This window comes from Luteibacter sp. P1_D3, assembly GCF_056406135.1.
This window is the reverse complement of sequence record NZ_JBFUAT010000028.1, coordinates 43875-60613: the sequence shown is the minus strand read 5'-3', so window position 1 is coordinate 60613 and position 16739 is coordinate 43875. Positions and strand designations below refer to the sequence as shown.

General features: G+C 61.1%; 12 protein-coding genes. 5 read left to right on the top strand and 7 right to left on the bottom strand.

Annotation, left to right across the window (positions count from 1 at the left end; genetic code table 11):
- Positions 1-362: 362 nt before the first annotated feature.
- Entirely contained in the window at positions 363-944 is a 582-nt protein-coding gene (locus AC1DYM_RS16960; RefSeq protein WP_477340314.1) for a hypothetical protein, read from the top strand.
- Positions 945-1093: 149 nt separating this feature from the next.
- On the opposite strand, the gene AC1DYM_RS16955 is transcribed toward AC1DYM_RS16960, so the two are convergent.
- From AC1DYM_RS16955 to AC1DYM_RS16945, 3 genes are all read right to left on the bottom strand, one after another.
- Positions 1094-2149, bottom strand: coding sequence for a CHAT domain-containing protein (locus AC1DYM_RS16955; RefSeq protein ID WP_477340312.1), 1056 nt, complete (start codon positions 2147-2149; stop codon positions 1094-1096).
- A gap of 823 nt (positions 2150-2972) precedes the next feature.
- Positions 2973-3254 (bottom strand): hypothetical protein, encoded by a 282-nt coding sequence (locus tag AC1DYM_RS16950; RefSeq protein WP_477340310.1) that lies wholly within the window; start codon positions 3252-3254, stop codon positions 2973-2975.
- Positions 3255-3276: 22 nt separating this feature from the next.
- A complete protein-coding gene (locus AC1DYM_RS16945) occupies positions 3277-4113 on the bottom strand; it encodes a deaminase (protein WP_477340308.1) in 837 nt (278 codons plus the stop codon).
- 458 nt (positions 4114-4571) lie between these two features.
- On the opposite strand from AC1DYM_RS16945, the gene AC1DYM_RS16940 reads away from it, so the two are divergent.
- A complete protein-coding gene (locus AC1DYM_RS16940; protein WP_477340306.1) occupies positions 4572-5174 on the top strand; it encodes a hypothetical protein in 603 nt (200 codons plus the stop codon).
- 283 nt (positions 5175-5457) lie between these two features.
- Here the strand turns inward: AC1DYM_RS16940 and AC1DYM_RS16935 are convergent, their stop codons facing one another.
- Positions 5458-7098: a glycoside hydrolase family 99 protein gene (locus AC1DYM_RS16935; RefSeq protein WP_477340304.1), complete on the bottom strand. Its 1641-nt coding sequence runs from the start codon at positions 7096-7098 to the stop codon at positions 5458-5460.
- Positions 7099-7552: 454 nt separating this feature from the next.
- On the opposite strand from AC1DYM_RS16935, the gene AC1DYM_RS16930 reads away from it, so the two are divergent.
- The gene (locus AC1DYM_RS16930; protein WP_477340302.1) at positions 7553-8329 is read left to right on the top strand and encodes a hypothetical protein; all 777 of its coding nucleotides are present in this window, start codon (positions 7553-7555) and stop codon (positions 8327-8329) included.
- Positions 8330-8563: 234 nt separating this feature from the next.
- Here the strand turns inward: AC1DYM_RS16930 and AC1DYM_RS16925 are convergent, their stop codons facing one another.
- Positions 8564-8773 carry a hypothetical protein gene (locus AC1DYM_RS16925; RefSeq protein WP_477340300.1) on the bottom strand — a complete coding sequence of 70 codons (210 nt, stop codon included), beginning with the start codon at positions 8771-8773 and terminating at the stop codon, positions 8564-8566.
- A gap of 515 nt (positions 8774-9288) precedes the next feature.
- Here AC1DYM_RS16925 and AC1DYM_RS16920 point away from each other — a divergent pair.
- Entirely contained in the window at positions 9289-12351 is a 3063-nt protein-coding gene (locus tag AC1DYM_RS16920; RefSeq protein ID WP_477340298.1) for a TonB-dependent receptor, read from the top strand.
- Between the two features lie 629 nt (positions 12352-12980).
- Here AC1DYM_RS16920 and AC1DYM_RS16915 read toward each other — a convergent pair.
- Entirely contained in the window at positions 12981-13604 is a 624-nt protein-coding gene (locus AC1DYM_RS16915) for a glutathione S-transferase family protein (RefSeq protein WP_477340296.1), read from the bottom strand.
- A 294-nt stretch (positions 13605-13898) separates the two neighbouring features.
- On the opposite strand from AC1DYM_RS16915, the gene AC1DYM_RS16910 reads away from it, so the two are divergent.
- A complete protein-coding gene (locus tag AC1DYM_RS16910) occupies positions 13899-14807 on the top strand; it encodes a hypothetical protein (RefSeq protein ID WP_477340294.1) in 909 nt (302 codons plus the stop codon).
- A 108-nt stretch (positions 14808-14915) separates the two neighbouring features.
- Here AC1DYM_RS16910 and AC1DYM_RS16905 read toward each other — a convergent pair whose 3' ends face one another.
- Entirely contained in the window at positions 14916-16601 is a 1686-nt protein-coding gene (locus AC1DYM_RS16905) for a hypothetical protein (RefSeq protein WP_477340292.1), read from the bottom strand.
- Positions 16602-16739: the final 138 nt, after the last annotated feature.

Here is a 16739-nt window from a genome sequence, read left to right as displayed (position 1 = left end):
GGGCTGCTCGACGGGCTGGCTGCATCGGGACGAATGCACGTCTTGCCTCTGCGCAACGACGGCCTGTGCGCAACGTTCGGGGTGAAGTAAATCCGCAATCGGCCGTGGGGCGCATCCGGAAGAGAAAAATCGAAACCGTTCTGGGGATCCGCCAAAGCGTCACATGTAACGGGCCACATTCCCTGCCGCTGCGTCACATGTAACGCAGCGGTGGGCAATCTGCCGCACCGGCCTGGACGTGCGGTGGGTTATCGCTAGGGTGGTCTCCCCATCCCATCCCAGCCGAGCTTGCCGCCATGTACCCCTCACTCCACGCTGCCATCCGCCTCATCCCGGTTTCCCGAGCCACCCCCAAGGACCGCTTGAATGACCAGTTCGTCTACTTCATGGCGGCTGCAACCACGATTCTGTCTGAAGCTGCTCTCCACGACCTGCCTGTGGAAACCAGGGCGGAGGTCGGCGCGGTCTGGCTGCGGGTGCGGGCAAGGCTTGAAGGGACTTCGCCAAAAATTGTCAACGCGGTGCACCACTATCTGGGCCTTGTAAGGGCGGCACCGTTTGGCACTGACGTGCTCGGTATCTACTGGGGCGCCTTCGGCTTTGAAGGCAAGCGGCAAGATGCCATCGCCGAACTTGAGGAGGCGTCGGTGCATAGGAACCTTGCCAAGGTGTCGCCGGGTTACTCCGCAGGCTTTGACTTTGCCGCCGGCAGCTTCGGCCGCATTGCGCTGATGATGATGCGTGGCGTCCGTGACCGCGCCGACCTCGACATCTCCCGGATTGGGTTTCTGCTTCGGAGCAACCTAGTGCCGGATGCGATGGTCGCGATGGTGGCAGTCCTCGCTGCTTGCCTTGCGCACGACTGCATGCCCGGCTACCTCGAATTTTTCGATGGGGACGGTGAGTCGGTGTTTCGCATCGATGCGATGGGCGTCGCTAACTAGCTTTCTGATTAAATGGCGGTTGAGGCCAATGCGGTCGCACAGCAACCGTCTGGACGAGGGCGTTCACCGACGACGGCGCGGGAGCCTCGTCATCGAGCTGGGTGGCACTATGTGGCTCGTCTTCCTCGACACGGTCCCATTGCCTTGGCTCAAAGATGTTCAGGGGTAACCAAAATGAGGTCAGCTGCTTCAAGTCCGGACTGGACAAAAAGTGCCGGCGTATCGTGCTCAGCGATGCCCTCGAGCATGAGCGCTGCGCGCGCTTGGTCGAACGCTTTTTGCACCGAATGCCCAAAGCCGATGGCCGAGTAGAAGTTTGACGAGAAGACGCGGGCGGCCTCGTCCCCAATAGACGTGTTCATCCCAATTGCAGCTTCGATGTGCTCGACGACCGCTTCTGCCTGGCCATGCGAGTGGCAGGTGTTGAAAAACACCAAGCGGATGTCGTCGGCGACGGTTTTGAGGACCTGCACAATCGCTTCTTTCGAGACGACCTTCGTCATTCCCGATGCGGTTTGGAATACGATTTCGTCCTCCTCGCTGCCATGCCCGCTGAAATGCACGATGGTGGGCTGGCATTCGTTGAGCGCCTGGACAAGGTCTGTGCTCCTGAGCGCCCAACGCGTTTCAAGTTTGACGACGTCCCGGTGTCTTGAACTCCGGATCATCTGTCCGATGCTTCTCGCCTCTTCGTCGAGCTGGAGCTGATGCTGATCGATGGGATTCGATGCGAGAAACAAGACGACAATCTGCGCCATGGGCTGTGCAAGTTTCGCAATGGCTTGCTCTGCCTGGAAATGAAGAGCAGTGTGGTGGCGAAGTGTCGAGGCGACTCCGGCCATTCGTTGCGCCTGCTCACGGTCGCGCTTATGCTCGTCTTGAAGCTTCTTCCGGGCTTCGGCGGTTTCCTCCTGCGCCAACCGGCGCTGGTCGTCTGCCATTCGTCCCTGCATTTGGCCGAGGGTCTTTTCGAAATCGGCAATCCTGGTTTCGCACCCCGCCGCATCTCGCTGGTAACGGGCGACGTCACGCATTTTTGAATCGCGCGCACTTGGGCTTGTTGCCTTTCGTGCCCCTTCACCCGCGCTGACAATGCGCTTGTTCGTGTCGGACAACTTCTTTAGCTCCGCCGCTTTCTTCTGCTGAACACCAATCATGTCTTTTTGCTTCTGGGCGATGGCTCGGCGGTAGTGGTCAGACGACATGGGCGGGATCCTGGCTATGGAGGTTCAATTCGATATCGAAGCCGTAAACGATGATGCCGTAGCACCCCCGAGAGGCGACTGGGTCTTCCGGCCTGAGGACGCCAGCTTGCGATGCATGGGAACACAACCGCGTCTCATGCGGTGCGACGAACCTGTGTCACGCGCCGCTTGGTCATGAGCGACACGGCATGCCCGGGTTTAACGCGCGCGTATTCCCAACGACCTGTGGCACACGGTCGTCTCCACCGGCCTCATTGCGCGGCGCCATTGGCCGGGGGGCAGGGCTTTCCAATTCGCCGCACTCGTAGTCATGGTCATCGTCATACCCCTCGTAAAGGGCACTTTCTTGGTTGCTGCAAGGGTGACCGACGCTGATCACGCCCGCCACCGTGAAGACCCCACGGCCTCAAGTGCCGGTGTCACCGCTATGGGTGTGCGCTGACTGCTACAACTGAGATAACCGTTCCCGCTTATTGCTTCGCCTTTGGAGGCTTGCTCTGCGTTGTCTGGTTCCTGGCAGCGGTCATCCTCTTTAGGGGATTGGTGGCGTCGGTAGCCACTGCGGCATCGGTGGCCTTACATGGCGACGAGGCCCTGGCGACTGGGTGCCCGCAGCGACGTGCAGGCACGTCGCGAAACGAGCAGCGCACCGGCGGCAGCCAGTCGTTGTTTCAGGATGGTCGCCCCTCCGCAGACTCCACCAATCCTGTCCGGTTGTGTCGGTAGGCTGTTCGGCCGACGTCGCGGTCACACACCGAGAACATGGGACGCCTTCATGGCAGCGACATGGCATTGCAGGGCCATGGAATGAAACGGCGCGCGCTTACAACGGCTCGAACCCAACTTTGTCGAGCTCATTGGCGACCCTGAGCATGCCCGCGCCATAACCGCTCTTAGGCGTCGACCCCACAGGCCCGAGCACCTCGAGAAGATGCGCAGCGGCGAGAACCAGGTCGAGCAACCCAAGCGCATCGGCCTTCCCGACAATGAGCTGGGCGCGAAAGCGCGCTTCGTCGAGGTCTCCCGCCAATGCCGCGTCGTTCATCGCTGCGGCATCGCGGACAATCTGGGCAACGTCCAGGATATGGTCTTCGCGGGTCTGCATGCCCGAATTGTAGCGGTGTTCGTCAGGATGGCGGCGGGTCGACGGCGTCTGCGCGCACCGAAAAGCGGAATTTGACGTAGTAGTCCTTTGACCAGTACTCCGGTCCGCTGGCTATCTCCGTGGGCCGGACGAGGACAAACCCGCCCGAGCCTTTGAAGATGCCGATTTCATTCGTCCCGATGCGCGCGTGGGGGCCAAAGTCGAACGCGGACGGGTCGTCGATTTCATCAAAATCCTGGGCATACCGTGCAAGCGCCACGCTGACCGGACCAAAGCCCACGCCATAGACTGCGGTGCCGCTGCAGATGCTCCAAGCAATGTCGATTTCGCGAGCGTCAACATCAGAAAACCGGACGCAGAAGTGGGCTCCGTCCCGGTGATCCACTTTCGCGCCCCCTGTCGGCCCAACACCTGACTCAATGCACGCCATGAACTGCCCGTTGATGGCGTCGATTTTCGTTCGGTACGGTTGTGAAAAATCCCGCAGGTGCACGCCCGCATCCCGCAACATTTGCCAGCCTCTTCTCGTCACCAGTGGGTTCGGGTCATACCTGCCGATGACCACCTCCCGGATGCCTTCACGGATGATGAGCGCACTGCAGCTTTCCTGGCGCTGGTCGGGAGTCAATTCGACGCAAGGCTCGAGCGTGGTGTACAGCGTCGCTTGTGCCAGCGGCACGCCAAGCGCCTTCGCCTGCTCGAAGGCATCGCGCTCGGCATGAATGCCGCTCCGCCGGGACCCGGTCGCAACAACCCTGCCGGCATGGACGATGACTGCACCCACCTTGACCCTGCCTTCGCTCTTCGCCATTGCTTCCACCGCGTGCTCGAAGAAGGGCATGTCAGACAGCTGGTGCACGGCGCGGTTCCTTTGCAGGGCTATTCGAAAGCGGGGACGGCCGCGACCGGAATCGGCGGCCAAACCAGTTTTTCAGTACTTTTGCGACAAGCCAGTCGCTTTGGGCAACCCAGCGACATGCGCCTGATGGAATGTGCTCACGCGGACAACCATGCGCAAGCGCCGTTGCAAATGTTGATGGATTCAGGACAGTGTGTTGTTTTTCTCCAAGCCGAGAAAGCGCACTTGCCCGATGTTGCCGGGTGATGTGATCGCCGTAGCCGGACGGGGTTCTGTGTAAGCGTCGTTTGGTGAGCAGCAACAGTGGGCCCAGGGCGACCGACACCGTGGCGAGTGACCGATGGCAGCATCCGGCAGCCGTGCGGCTTGCCGATGCATCTCGTATCAACCTTGGCCCTGGCGCGAGTTTTGCTTCCACAAGACTGGGCCGGATTGGTCCGGTGTTTTCAAGGACGCTCATGTATACGCAAAACCTGTGCTCCATTGTGCCGACGCAGGCCGACTACGCGACCGTGAAGTCGAAGTTTTCGACGCTCAAAGACACCAACGTGAGCGGGACAATGACACGTCAGATTCAGCGGATGCTCGACAACATCGACACGCTCTCTGGCTCTGGTTCCGCCGAAAAGCTCCTCGACGGCGCTGGAGTGAAGGACAGCGATATCGCCAACCTGTCTCCCGACGAACGGGCCCGGCTATCGGAGAAGGTGACCAACCGCTACATGAGTGCCATCAAGGAAGCGGCAGGGGATACGGGAGGCAGCTTCGCCGACGTCTACGGCAACTGCAAAGACGCGGCCGCAGCTTCTGGTAGCTCCGTGTCCCCGCGTGCAGCAACGCCCCCCAAAGCCGCTTCAGCCGGCGCAGGAACAGCCGCCAGCCCGGCTGACGGGTCATCTGCGGCCGTTGACCCGCAAGGGCCCGGTCCAGCTGCGGCGCTCGTTGACCTCTTGGTGCGCAGCATGGGCCTCGGGATGCACAGAAAGCATGCCGATGCAGCAGTGAAAGATCCCGGTGCGGGCAGCAGTTCCGCGGTGAGTGCAGGAACAAAAGCGCCCTGAAATCCGGCTTGCGCGAACAATCGTCTTCTGGGGTTGGCCAGGGCTCCGGGGAGCGGCGCTTGGTCCGCCGGAACTTTGACGGTTGCCGTCCACCACGAGGCTTCTTCCGCAAGGCAGTGACAAAAAAGCATCCCTTGGTGATGCGCCACAATCTCATTCGGGCGGAGTGCCTCTTCGGCCACACGGCTTTTGGCCGAAGATGCCGCCCAGGCCGTCTCCCTCCCAGCGACCGACAGGGAGGGAGGYGGCAGGCCGGTGCTGCAGTCCGCGCACGTGCGTGCAGTCAGGGACCCGCTGACCAGATGACGCTGCCTTTCCAGACAATCTGTGCAACGCCATCGTTGCGAATATTGAACCAAGCGCCCGGGTGTCCGGCAGTGCCACTGGCCCAGCGGGCGGCGCCATTGGTGTCGTACTCAACGAGATTGCCGTCACCTTGCATCACCGTCGTCGGAATGGCGTAGCCCGCTGTGCCGCTCGAGTAGAGCTTTTGCGTGCCGCGATAGACGACCAGGTCCCCGTTCGGATCTTGCGAAACGTGCACCAGGTTGCTGCACGAAAAAACCGGATGGGTCGCGTCGATTTTCTGGTTTGCCGTCAGCGTTCCGCACTCGGGCATTGGGTCGAGCGGACCCGGGTCGGTTGGCACGACAGGCGAAAGCGGGTCGATGCCCTTCATCATCCGGCTCGCGTTCCACACGACCCGGAGATACCAGTCCGACGGCAGGGACAGCCCGTCCGCGTCCTGGTTTATCCACGTGGTCTGGCTGGGTGCCTCACTGGCGTTGCGGGCGTTCTTCACAAGTGCCGTCCCTTCATTCACCTCGTCGAACATGGCAATCTTGATGAACTTCACGCCAGCACTCTTGGCGTTGTACACCTGCTCCCACAGGAACTGCCCGCCGACGCGTGGCGCGTCGTTGGTGGCAAGCTTGGTTGTCGCGTCCCGGCCGGATGAGCCCGGGATGGCCACAGGCATGTAGAGCTGTTTGCTTGCGGCCGTCAGGGCAAGGTCCGGGACAATCTTGGTTTGCTTCCAGTTGTCGACCCCGGCAACCGTGCTGTAGGCGCCAACGGTCCAGGGCTGGATGATGTCTGCTTCGGCCAGTACGCGTGCCCAGTCCGGATCCGCACCACGGTTGGGGTCTTCCCAGTTGTTCGGTGTTCCGACCATCACCTCGGCGTGCGCGACATCCTTGAACCAGCGGATGATGCGCTCGCCAAGCGCAGCGCGCGGGACATGGCTGCCGTCCTTGGGAAAACCCATACCCCAGAGGGAAACCACCGGCTTGCCGGATTGGCGCTGGTAAGCGGAACTGTCCGTGATGTGCAGCTGGGAGGTCAGGTACTGCCAGTCGGCGGAGAGGTCGGCGATGACCTGGTCGTCGGATACAACGTCGTAGTACCCGCCGTGGGAGAGGTCGTACTCGACGGCAAAAGTGCGCTGGTTATCCTCCGCGGCCGCCATGGCATGGCGCAGCACAGCGTCATCGCCGGCTTTGTAGTTCGGGATCTCACCGGTAAAACGCTGGATGAGCGCGCCGTCGATGCCGTACTCCCTCATCCAGCGGAAATGGATGTCGGTGGTCTCCTTGCGGAAAGACGAAAACAAATAAGCAGGCGCGCCATTGATGGTCAGCTTCGCCAGCGGGCATCGTCCCGCCGGGCTCCATTCGGTCGTGATGGGATAGTTCGTCACATAAATGTCGGTTCCACTCGGAGTGCTGCCGGTCCAGTGGGAGTAGTTGCTCTCCGGGCTGCCATCACCGGGGCAGCGAAACCACCCCTGGTAGCCGACGAGAATCTTTCCGTCGAGCGTCGACGGGTCGACCGGTGCCGAGTCGGCGCTGGCAAGGGAGCTGACCGCAGTCAGCGAGAGGCTGAGCGCTGCGGCAAGGCGTCGGGTAACGGGGGACGTGGTCATGGGTTCTCTCGGCACAAGCCCCGAAATGGGGCGGTCGACATTGTCACCGAGTCTTTTTCCGCCATTCGTGCGGCAACGCACACGATGGGTTGGCAACGCAAAAAAACGCGTGTGTACAAACATCATCATCGCGCGGCGTGTCTTGTTCGTGCTGCAAGCGTGCTGTGCTGTCTGGGGCACGACACTGAAAGAACTGCCAAATTCAGTCACAGTCGGCTTTCGGTGTGCAAGAGACACCGATCAAAGCGTAAACGGTCGCGTGTTCGCTTTCGCTTTTTCGTCGGGGTTGTCCGTTCGATGCGCGGCCCATATGAGATGCGTTACCCGCAATGGTTTTCGGACACTTTGTTGCTTTGGTGCAATCGGACAATGACGCAATCCACGATTCTCGCCGGTGGTATATGCAAAGCCTTTCTGACGCCTTGCCGCCTTCGCAATCGATGAGGTAAAAACCATGGCCTCAGGCCGTCCCACGCCTTGGCATGCAGCAGACATCACCATCCGGAAGCTGTACGGGTTGCCAGAACCGACCGACCCTGTTTCCCGCGCCTCGGTGCTGTTGTCGCACGCGTCGTTTCGCGCCCTGTTCGACGCCGTATCACCCGATGCCTATCTGGGCGACATGGCTGTGGCGACCTATCTCGGCGTCTCCAAGCTCACCATTGAGCGCAAACTCAGCGAAGCGTTCCGGGGACCGGAGAACTCGTGGCGAAGTGCGCTGGCAGGCCACGTGTCGACCGGGGGGCCAGCAATGGCTGACCTCCGCCTTCGCTGGTCGTTTGTCACCGGCGAACTCGAACCGATGCTCCATGCGGAGAAAAAACGCACGGACGTCCGCAGGCATGACCTGCAGTCGCGAAGGAAGTCCCCTGCAGACATCGGCCCGGTGCACGGTCTTTGTACCGTGGCAGACGCCCAGCAGTTCGTTGTCGATTCGGCGGGTTGGATTGTGGGCGCGCTGGGACAGGCAAGCATGTCAGCGGGCGTTTTCATTGGCGCTCTCAACAAGGGCGGGGCCATCGTCAAGCTCGATCCGGTGTCTGCCCTCAGCCTTGCATGGTCCGACGCCATCGCCCGGGAGGCGTGGGATACGGCCATCCGCGATGTGCTCGCCGGTCACGTTGACCAGATTCTTAGACAGTTGGACGAAGGAGCCATGGCCACAGGCAAGATGGGTGACCAGACGCAGCCCACCTTCGTGTTTCCGCGCCGGAAGCATTCGCACCTGTAAGGATTGGGATATGGGAAAGTTCGGATCTAGTTCCGCCGGAACGGCCTGCCGGCGTCCCGCCCGTGATCCAGGTCCGCATCAGCGAAGTCATCTGTCAAGACGCGGCTGGCCATCCGTTGCCGGCGCATGTCTAGCCTGCCTAGCCCTGGATGGTTGTTGTCCCGGGTAGTCCACCGCAGGACATTGGCTGGTTTGTCACCATGTGCTGGCAGTTGCCGGCGCACTGGCTCTGGGCTATGCGCCCTGACCAGCGACCGGGTGAAACACAGTTTGAACGCCCTGGTCTTGCCACAGCGAATGCACGCCTGACCAGTGCTGGCGTTCCGAGTGCCAGTGGCTGATGCACAACTGGAGTGCGCGGTCTGATTCATGCCGCGCTGCCTCAGCAGGGCAGCGGGCAAGGGCCGCCAAAAAGGTGTGTTTCCAGAATTCATTGATGGTCATGCAGGTTTCCTGGTAGCGAAGACACAAGATCTAACCTGGTCTCGCTTGCTGTCAACCACGTTTGCCTGGACAAAGGGCCGCACTGATTTTTTCTCGGCGTGACGCTGCGCACCGGCTCCGGGCCACCTGCATGTCACCGGGCACGCAAGCTTCGGTTGCGCGCTTGTGTAAGTCAGCATCGCTGCTCTGAACGAAGTTGTGTCGTCTTCGCGAAAGTACGAGCGTGGTTTTGTCTTCAAAAGTCATTTTGTCGCAATCCAATCCTTATTTCGAAGGATTGGATGAAATTCGTAAATATTTGGTTGACAGCCACTCGGTGGATCCATAACTTCCCGTTCGTCGTGCGGTCAATGTCCCGTTAAAAAGGGCACGTGACGACAGAAATCCCTGTTTCTTTTGTGCGCTCGGGGGAGCGCGCAGGTGCAAGTGTGCCTGCAGGAAGCCGGGCCAAATTGGCGATCTACGCCAAGTTCAACATTCCGGCCTGCATTCAGGTCGAACTGGGGAGTGTTTCAATGAGTGTTGCTTCTTACCGTCGTGCCCTGCGGCCGACCGCGCTTGCCGCCGCCATGCTGGTCAGTCTTGCCGCTTCGCCTGCCTTGCTGGCGCAGGCAACGACTGGATCAATTTTCGGTCAGGTGCCGGCCGCTGCCGGTGAAGCTGTTGTCGCCACGAGCGATACTGGCTTTAGCCGCGAAACCGCGGTCGATGCCGACGGCCGTTATCGCCTCGGAAACCTGCCGCTGGGTAGCTATACGGTCAGTCTCAAGCGCGACGGCGCCATCGTCGATTCGCGCAAAAATATTCAAATCAAGGTGGGCGGTAGCACCGACGTCTCGTTCGCAGGTGCCGGTGGCGCTTCAGCCGCTGCTGCCCAGTCGCTCGACTCCGTCACTGTTGTCGCCAATACGCTGCCGCCCATCGATACCACGCAGGTGGATGCGCGCACGGTCGTCACCGCCGAAACCCTTGCACGCCTTCCACTTGGCCGCAATGCCGAAGCCATCGCGCTCCTTGCGCCCGGTGCAGTTCCCGGTTCGAGCAACCTTGGCAACGGCCGCTACCGCACGGTGTCGTTCGGCGGGTCGGGTGCGTCAGAGAACGCTTACTACATCAATGGCTACAATTCGTCGGACCCTTACCGCAACCTCGGCGGTGTCGGCTTGCCCTACGGTGCAATTGACCAGCAGGAAGTCTATACGGGCGGCTACTCCGCCAAGTATGGCCGCTCCGACGGTGGTGTGATTTCGCAGGTCGGCAAGCGCGGAACCAATGAGTGGCATTTTGGCGCCCAGGTTCTTTGGGAGCCGAAGTTTGCCTCGTCTTCGCCGGGCAGCGTGTATTACGGCCGTCGCTCCCTTCCTGCCGGCTACGGATATCAGGAGCCGGATGAAGTCGGCTCCATCTATCGCTCCGGCAAAGACAACGGCAAGTGGACGACGACCTACTCGGCCTACGCGGGTGGTCCGTTGGTCAAAGACAAGCTCTTTTTCTTTGTCGCAGCGGAAGCCGAAAAATCCGAAGGCACGAGCACGTCGACACGCGAGGCCAATCCGGTCGCCAACAACAACTACACCTACAACCTGCCGAAGTACTACGCAAAACTTGACTGGAACATCAACGACTCCAACATCCTCGAACTGACGGGCATTCATTCCACTGACGAACAGCGCGGCGTGTACACCGGCTACGACTACGCCACGCGGGAAACGACCGGAAAGACGGGTGCGAGTGCCGACACCTCCAAGCTCGAGTCGAAGTACGCCATTGCGAAGTACACGTCGTACATCACCGATGACATCACCTTGTCGGCGACTTATGGCAAGGGCTGGACGACCGATTACCTGCAAAATCCGACACCCGGCATTGACCAGCAACCGTATATCTGGAACCCGCAGCTCCAGAACCCGGCACTCAACGGGGGTAACCCCATCTCGAACCTGAACTCGAACAACAACTCCCAGGATCCGGGCGCTGGGAGCAACACGCACGGGCTGCGCCTTGACCTCGAGTGGATCGTTGGCGACCACCACCTTGCCGGTGGCATCGACAACATGCACTACAAGGGCACGAATGAAGGCACGTCCACCAGCGGACCTGGCTATTACTGGCGGTATGGTGTCTCGGCCACGCCGAACAAACCCATTAGCGCGGCACTTGGCGCAGGCGCCCCTGGTGGCGACGGCTACTACGTGAGCCGCCGCATCTTCTCGAGCGTAACGAACATGTCGCTCGACCAGCGCGCCCAGTACATCGAGGACCGCTGGCAGGTCACCGACAAGGTGCTGGTGAGCGTCGGTGTGCGCAACGACGGGTTCAAGAACTACAATGATCAGGGTCGCTCCTACGTCAACAACCAGGCGCAGTGGGCTCCGCGCCTCGGCGCTTCCTGGGATGTCTTCGGCGATTCGTCGCTGAAGATCTACGGCAACCTCGGTCGCTACTACCTCGCCCTGCCGAATAATGTCGCAGTCCGTGGTGCGAGCCCGTCGACGCTGACCTACGAGTACTTCACCTATTCCGGTATCGACAGTCTCGGTCGCCCGACTGGTCTGAAATCAATCAGCAGCAACGGCCCGGCGTCCCCGGATGGCGAATATGGCCAGACGATTGATCCGGTGTCCGTCTCGGCACGCGACCTGCGCTCGCAGTACCAGGACGAAGGCATCCTCGGCTTCGACAAGACCTTCGGGGCTGGTTGGGTCACGGGTGCAAAGGTGACGGTGCGCAAGCTGCGTACTGCCATCGATGACGTGTGCGACACCGGTCTCATCGGCGACAAGCTCGCTTCCGAGGGCATCGACCCCGCTTCCGTGTCGATCCCCGGCTGCGTCATCTTCAACCCAGGCTTCACCAATACCTTCAGCCTCGCCAACGCCAATGGCGTGGGTCGCACCGAAGTGCAGATGAGCGAGGCCGACTGGGGTTTTTCGGACAAGGCCAAGCGCGCGTACTACGCGCTCGACCTGTATCTCGACCATCCCTTTGACGGCAAGTGGCAGGGCCGCATCGACTACACGTTCTCGCGCTCTTACGGAAATACGGAAGGCCAGACCAAGTCGGACATCGGTCAGACGGACATCTCCAAGACCCAGGACTGGGACTCCGCGTTGCTGATGGAAAACGCCAACGGCCTCCTGGCCAATGACCGCACCCACCAGCTCAAGGCCTACGGCGCCTACCAGATTGCGCCCGAGTGGCTTGTTTCCGGCAACCTGCGTTTGGCTTCCGGCTCGCCGAAGTCCTGCCTCGGTTACCTCGACGGCCAGGCAAAACCCGATCCCCTCGGTTACGGTTCGGCGTATCACAACTGCAACGGCCAGCCGTCGCACCCGGGCGACAAGCGCAACCCCTGGTACAAGCAGCTCGATCTGGCGTTGACTTATCGCCCCGCGTACTTCGACAGCAAGCTCGCCTTTGGCCTGTCGGTCTTCAATGTGACGAACGAGCGCAAGCCGCTCAATTCGTTCTCGACGTACGAAGCGTCCTCGCCGCAGACGGTGCTCAACAACTACGACGTCGGCCAGTACTACCAGACCCCGCGTTATGCACGACTGACAGCGACGTACGACTTCTAAGTCCTTGGACTTGACCTGAACAATCAAAATAACGCCCAGGGACGGGCGCAGATTTCCCCGTGCCGCTTCCCCCCGAAGCGGCTCTTTTTTGGGTGTTCGACACAGGTCTGCGGCAGGGTCGTGTAAGAATTGGTCCTCTGACGCGTTGATGAGCAAGGGCAGGCGAAGCAGGGGTAACGCGACCACGCGGTCGCTGTTGTCCTCGTGTCCAGGCAATACGCTCCCGTCGCCGCGCAGGTCGGACGCTACAGTTCGAAGACGAACTCGACCGTCACCTACGCGAACAAGTCAGATGACCCATCGCCGGGGTCAAGGGAACGATGGTGTTTCGCACCCTCTTCGGCGACCCCATCAAGCGGCTGGGTATCGCAATGACGGACGCCATCGACGTAGCAAGACCCTGGTCTGGGAACGGTCGGCCGACTGGAATCAGTTTGAAAAGGAAGGCAGCGAACTGGCCTTTATGCCCTTTGAGAAAATGAGAAGCGCGTTTGAATCGTCCGTGGTGCTCGTGGCTGACGGGCCCCGCTCCCGGCCGACAAATGAAAACCCTGGTTCGCGCCCGGTGTCAGGCCCGCGGAGCAATTGCACCGGCGACCCCAGACCGCAAGGATCTTCGGCGGCGCAACTCAGGCGGCGACACCCTCGTCAAAAGCGTGCATGCCGCGAACAAACCCTTCGCGGCCAGCAATGCGCGCGAACCATTCGGACAGGCGAGGACGGGTAACCCAGTGGTCGTTGCCCCGGATGGAGGCAATCAGCGTCGCTGCGGAGATGTCGGCGAGCGTGAACGTGTCGCCGGCCAGGTATGGTGACGCGTCGGCAATGTGCTCGAGCCAGTCGAGGCGCGACAAAACCATGTCGTTGAGCAAAGCCGAGCCCGGACGCTGTCCGGACAGGTGAAGCATGAACGCGGCTTGCGAGAAGGCGACCATGTCAGTGGCAACCATGAAGAGACGTTCCATGGCGTGGGCGTGCGCCAGGGTCCCTTCCTTCGGCATCAGGGGCGTCGTGCCTTTGCTCGACGCCCACAGCATGATGGCAAGGGACTGGGACAGGACGAGTGGTGTGCCGTTTGAAGTGTCGACCATGGTCGGCACTTTGCCCGTTGGGTTGAGCTCAAGGAACGCCGGCTGCATGTGCTGGCCACGGCCAAGGGCGACGCGGCGCGTCCTGTAGGCGAGGCCCGCTTCCTCAAACGTCACCGCAACCCGAAGACAGTTGCCGGTGCGGTCACCAAAAAGTTCAATCACGACAAGTTCCTGTGCGCACTCTCGAAAAAGCGAAGGTCAGCGGCGCCTTGGCTGGTCGCGTCCTTCGCCGCCCGACAGGTAGCCGGGACTTCTGGATGCGCTGCCGTGCTTCGTCGCGCAACGCGGAAGTGTCCACGGGAACGCCGGGAATCGCTTGTTTGTTGGCCGGATTTTTGCCTGAAACGCGCAAAGAGCGGGCATATTTACCTCGTTGAATGCAGGCTGGCCGCCGTGCGACCCTTGCCGCCCTTGTGCTGGCTGGTGGCCGGTCAGCCGGACCCTGGAAGGAATGACATGACCTCTGTCTTGGATACCGAACTTGTCTTGCCGGAAGAAACCCATCTGGCAACCTTGAGGCAGGTGCTGGAGGAAGCTTTCGACACGCGCGTGACATCAGCCGCGCGGGAGCTCAAGGACCTGGTTGAGCCGCTCGTTTCAAAAGCGAGGTCGTCGGAAACAGTCRGGGACTTTGGGCAGATCGAAAAGGCGTTCAAAGGTTTTTTCGGACGTCTTCTCAAGGAAGACAACGTCCTTGGAGTCGACCATGCCTTCAGCTGGCCAAGCCGCGACGGCGGCCGCGCGGTGGACCGTGTTACTTTGGTTTTCGATGAGCGCGAAAAAACAATTCGCGCGCTGACGCTCCACACCTGGTCGTCCCTTGTCGTCAGTCCATTGGGGAAAATGTCGGAAAGCATGGGTCGAAGGGCCGTTCAGCAGGCGGCCATTACCTACCGGCGCCATCTGGAAGTGTCGATGGATGCGTCGCGGGTCTGGTTGCGAAAAGAGTTGCGGGAAAAGGTCCGTGATGACTTTTCGCGCCGGCACATTGAAGACCTCGCGGCGCAGGCGAGTAGTGCCAGCATCGCTGCGAGCGAGGCCACGATTGTCATGGCAGACCAGGGCCGCAAGACACTCGCATGGGCTCGCTTCGCCGCGGGCTCTGCATTTGTGACCTTCCTGGTTTATGTTTTGCAGGCCTTGCTTGGGCTTGCACAGATTGGCTATACAAAAAATCTGCTCGAGCTCACGAAGTGTGGCGATACAACCCAAACGCGCGCCGTCGTGGTGCCCGACATCGTCTGTCCCCCGCCTGAGGTCACCGGAAAAGGCGGTCATTCAAATTCGGGGGAGGCGTCTCCGGCCGTCACACCGAAGAGTCCATCGACGACCAGCAGCTCGTCGGTGTCCACGCTTGTGCGGTAGCCAATAATCGTGGTGAGATCGGACGCCTGACGCGCCTGACGCGCCTGACTGCGGTGGATGCTCAGCCGGGAAGGGGTGTGCAGGTTCCCTCCGCGCACCCCTTTTCCCTTACGGCGTGTAGTGCCAAATCACGTTACCCTGGTACACGACCTGGGTCGTGCCGTCGTTTCGAACGTTGAAGTAAGCACCCGGATGACCGGCCGTGCCTGTCGCCCAGCGCGGCACGCCATTGGCGTCGTACACGACGAAGTTGCCGTCCCCCTGCATGCCAGCCGTGCCAGGCCTGGTGCCAGCGGTGCCGGCGGCATAGAGACTGGTGCCGTTTTGATACACGGCCACCTCACCGTTGGTGGCAAGGGTCAATGACACCGTTCCGTCGCAAGACTGGAGTGGGTTGCCGACCGTCACTGACTGGTTGGCCGTCATCACGCCGCAACTCGGCGCCGGGTCGAGCGGGCCTGGATCCGTGGGCATGGTGTCTGACGGTTCCACTTCGCCATGGAACACCCGGCCGGCCTCGTACATCACGCGGAGATACCAGTCCGACGRCAGCTTGTAGCCGTCGGTGTCAAGATTCACCCAGGTGCTCTGGTCGGGCGAGGTCGCTGCACTCGGCGACGTCTTGATGAGCTGCGTGCCCTCGTTGATTTCGTCGAACATCGCAATCTTGATGAAATTCGTGCCCGCACCGTGTGCGGCGACCACTTCCTGCCACAGCTGTCGGCCGCCGCGTCGCTCGGTGCCCGTGTCGTCGGCGGTGTCGTCGCTCCTGCGGCCGGCGGTGCCGGGGATGAGGACCGGCATCAGCAGCTGCCTGTTGGCGTCCGTCACCGCCTTGTCCGGGATGAGATTGCGGGTCCGCCACCCTTCAACGCCGTTCGGAGGCGGCTTGTTGTCGATGACGCCCACGGTCCAGGGCTGGACGACGTCGAGTTCGGCAATCACTTCCGCCCATCCCGGTTGCGTGATGCTGCGCCAGTTCGGATCCACACCGCCCATCACCTCAGCGTGCGCCACCGTCTTGAACCACTGGATCATCTTGTGGACAAGTTCGGGCCGCTGGGGTTTGCCACCCGCGTCAATCATGCCAATCCCCCAGATGGAAACGAGCGGCTTGCCCTTTTCTTTCTGGTAGGCCGGGCTGTCAGTCAGGTGGACATCGTTGACCAGATGCAGCCAGTCGCTCTCGATGTCGTTGAGAATGACGTCGTCACTTTGTGAGTAGTAGGGAATCGATTGCCCATTGACCGTGATGTCGCCGTGCGACAGGTCGTACTCTATGGCGAAAGACCGGCCGTTTTCTTCGGCCGCCTTCATGGCATGGCGAAAAATGGCTTCATCCTCCGTCCGGTAGCCGGCAACTTCTCCAATGAAGCGCTGCATGAGCGCACCGTCGATGTTGTACTCGCGCATCCAGCGGAAGTGGATGTCGGCAGTCTGCTGCGGGAACGACGAAAAGATGTAAGCGGGACCACCGTTGACGGTCATGTAAGGGTTGAGACAACGGGCGGGTCCGTCGCCGAAGTCGCTCACATCCGGGTAGCTCGGGGGATAAAAATGGCCGGGCTTCGGTTCGGAACCGGACCAGTGGAGCCAGTTGTTGTCGGGGCTGCCATCGCCAGGGCAGCGGAACCACCCCTGGTAGCCGACCATCACCTTGCCCACGATGGTGTTGGTATCGACCGGCGGACTGTTGGCAGACGCGGAAAAAGACCAGGTGGCGGCGAGCGCAAGTGCAGCGAGTGCGGCGCGGTAGATCGGGCGGCGGCGGAATGCAAGGTGGGGAGGGAACATCGGAAGTCTCCGTGGGGCGCTGGGGACGACCGGCAGGTGCGATGGGGCATCGCACCTACACGCGTCGGGCGAGTGATTTCACCGCGCCGATGGTGCGTTCAAACCATCCATACCAACAGGGCACCAATCACAAAAAAG

Bases quoted from the DNA above. Each gene is read 5' to 3' on its own strand.
- AC1DYM_RS16955 (WP_477340312.1), bottom strand. From the start codon at position 2,149: ATGTCGTCTGACCACTACCGCCGAGCCATCGCCCAGAAGCAAAAAGAC.
- AC1DYM_RS16950 (WP_477340310.1), bottom strand. From the start codon at position 3,254: ATGCAGACCCGCGAAGACCATATCCTGGACGTTGCCCAGATTGTCCGC.
- AC1DYM_RS16940 (WP_477340306.1), top strand. From the start codon at position 4,572: ATGTATACGCAAAACCTGTGCTCCATTGTGCCGACGCAGGCCGACTAC.
- AC1DYM_RS16935 (WP_477340304.1), bottom strand. From the start codon at position 7,098: ATGACCACGTCCCCCGTTACCCGACGCCTTGCCGCAGCGCTCAGCCTC.
- AC1DYM_RS16930 (WP_477340302.1), top strand. From the start codon at position 7,553: ATGGCCTCAGGCCGTCCCACGCCTTGGCATGCAGCAGACATCACCATC.
- AC1DYM_RS16925 (WP_477340300.1), bottom strand. From the start codon at position 8,773: ATGACCATCAATGAATTCTGGAAACACACCTTTTTGGCGGCCCTTGCC.
- AC1DYM_RS16920 (WP_477340298.1), top strand. From the start codon at position 9,289: ATGAGTGTTGCTTCTTACCGTCGTGCCCTGCGGCCGACCGCGCTTGCC.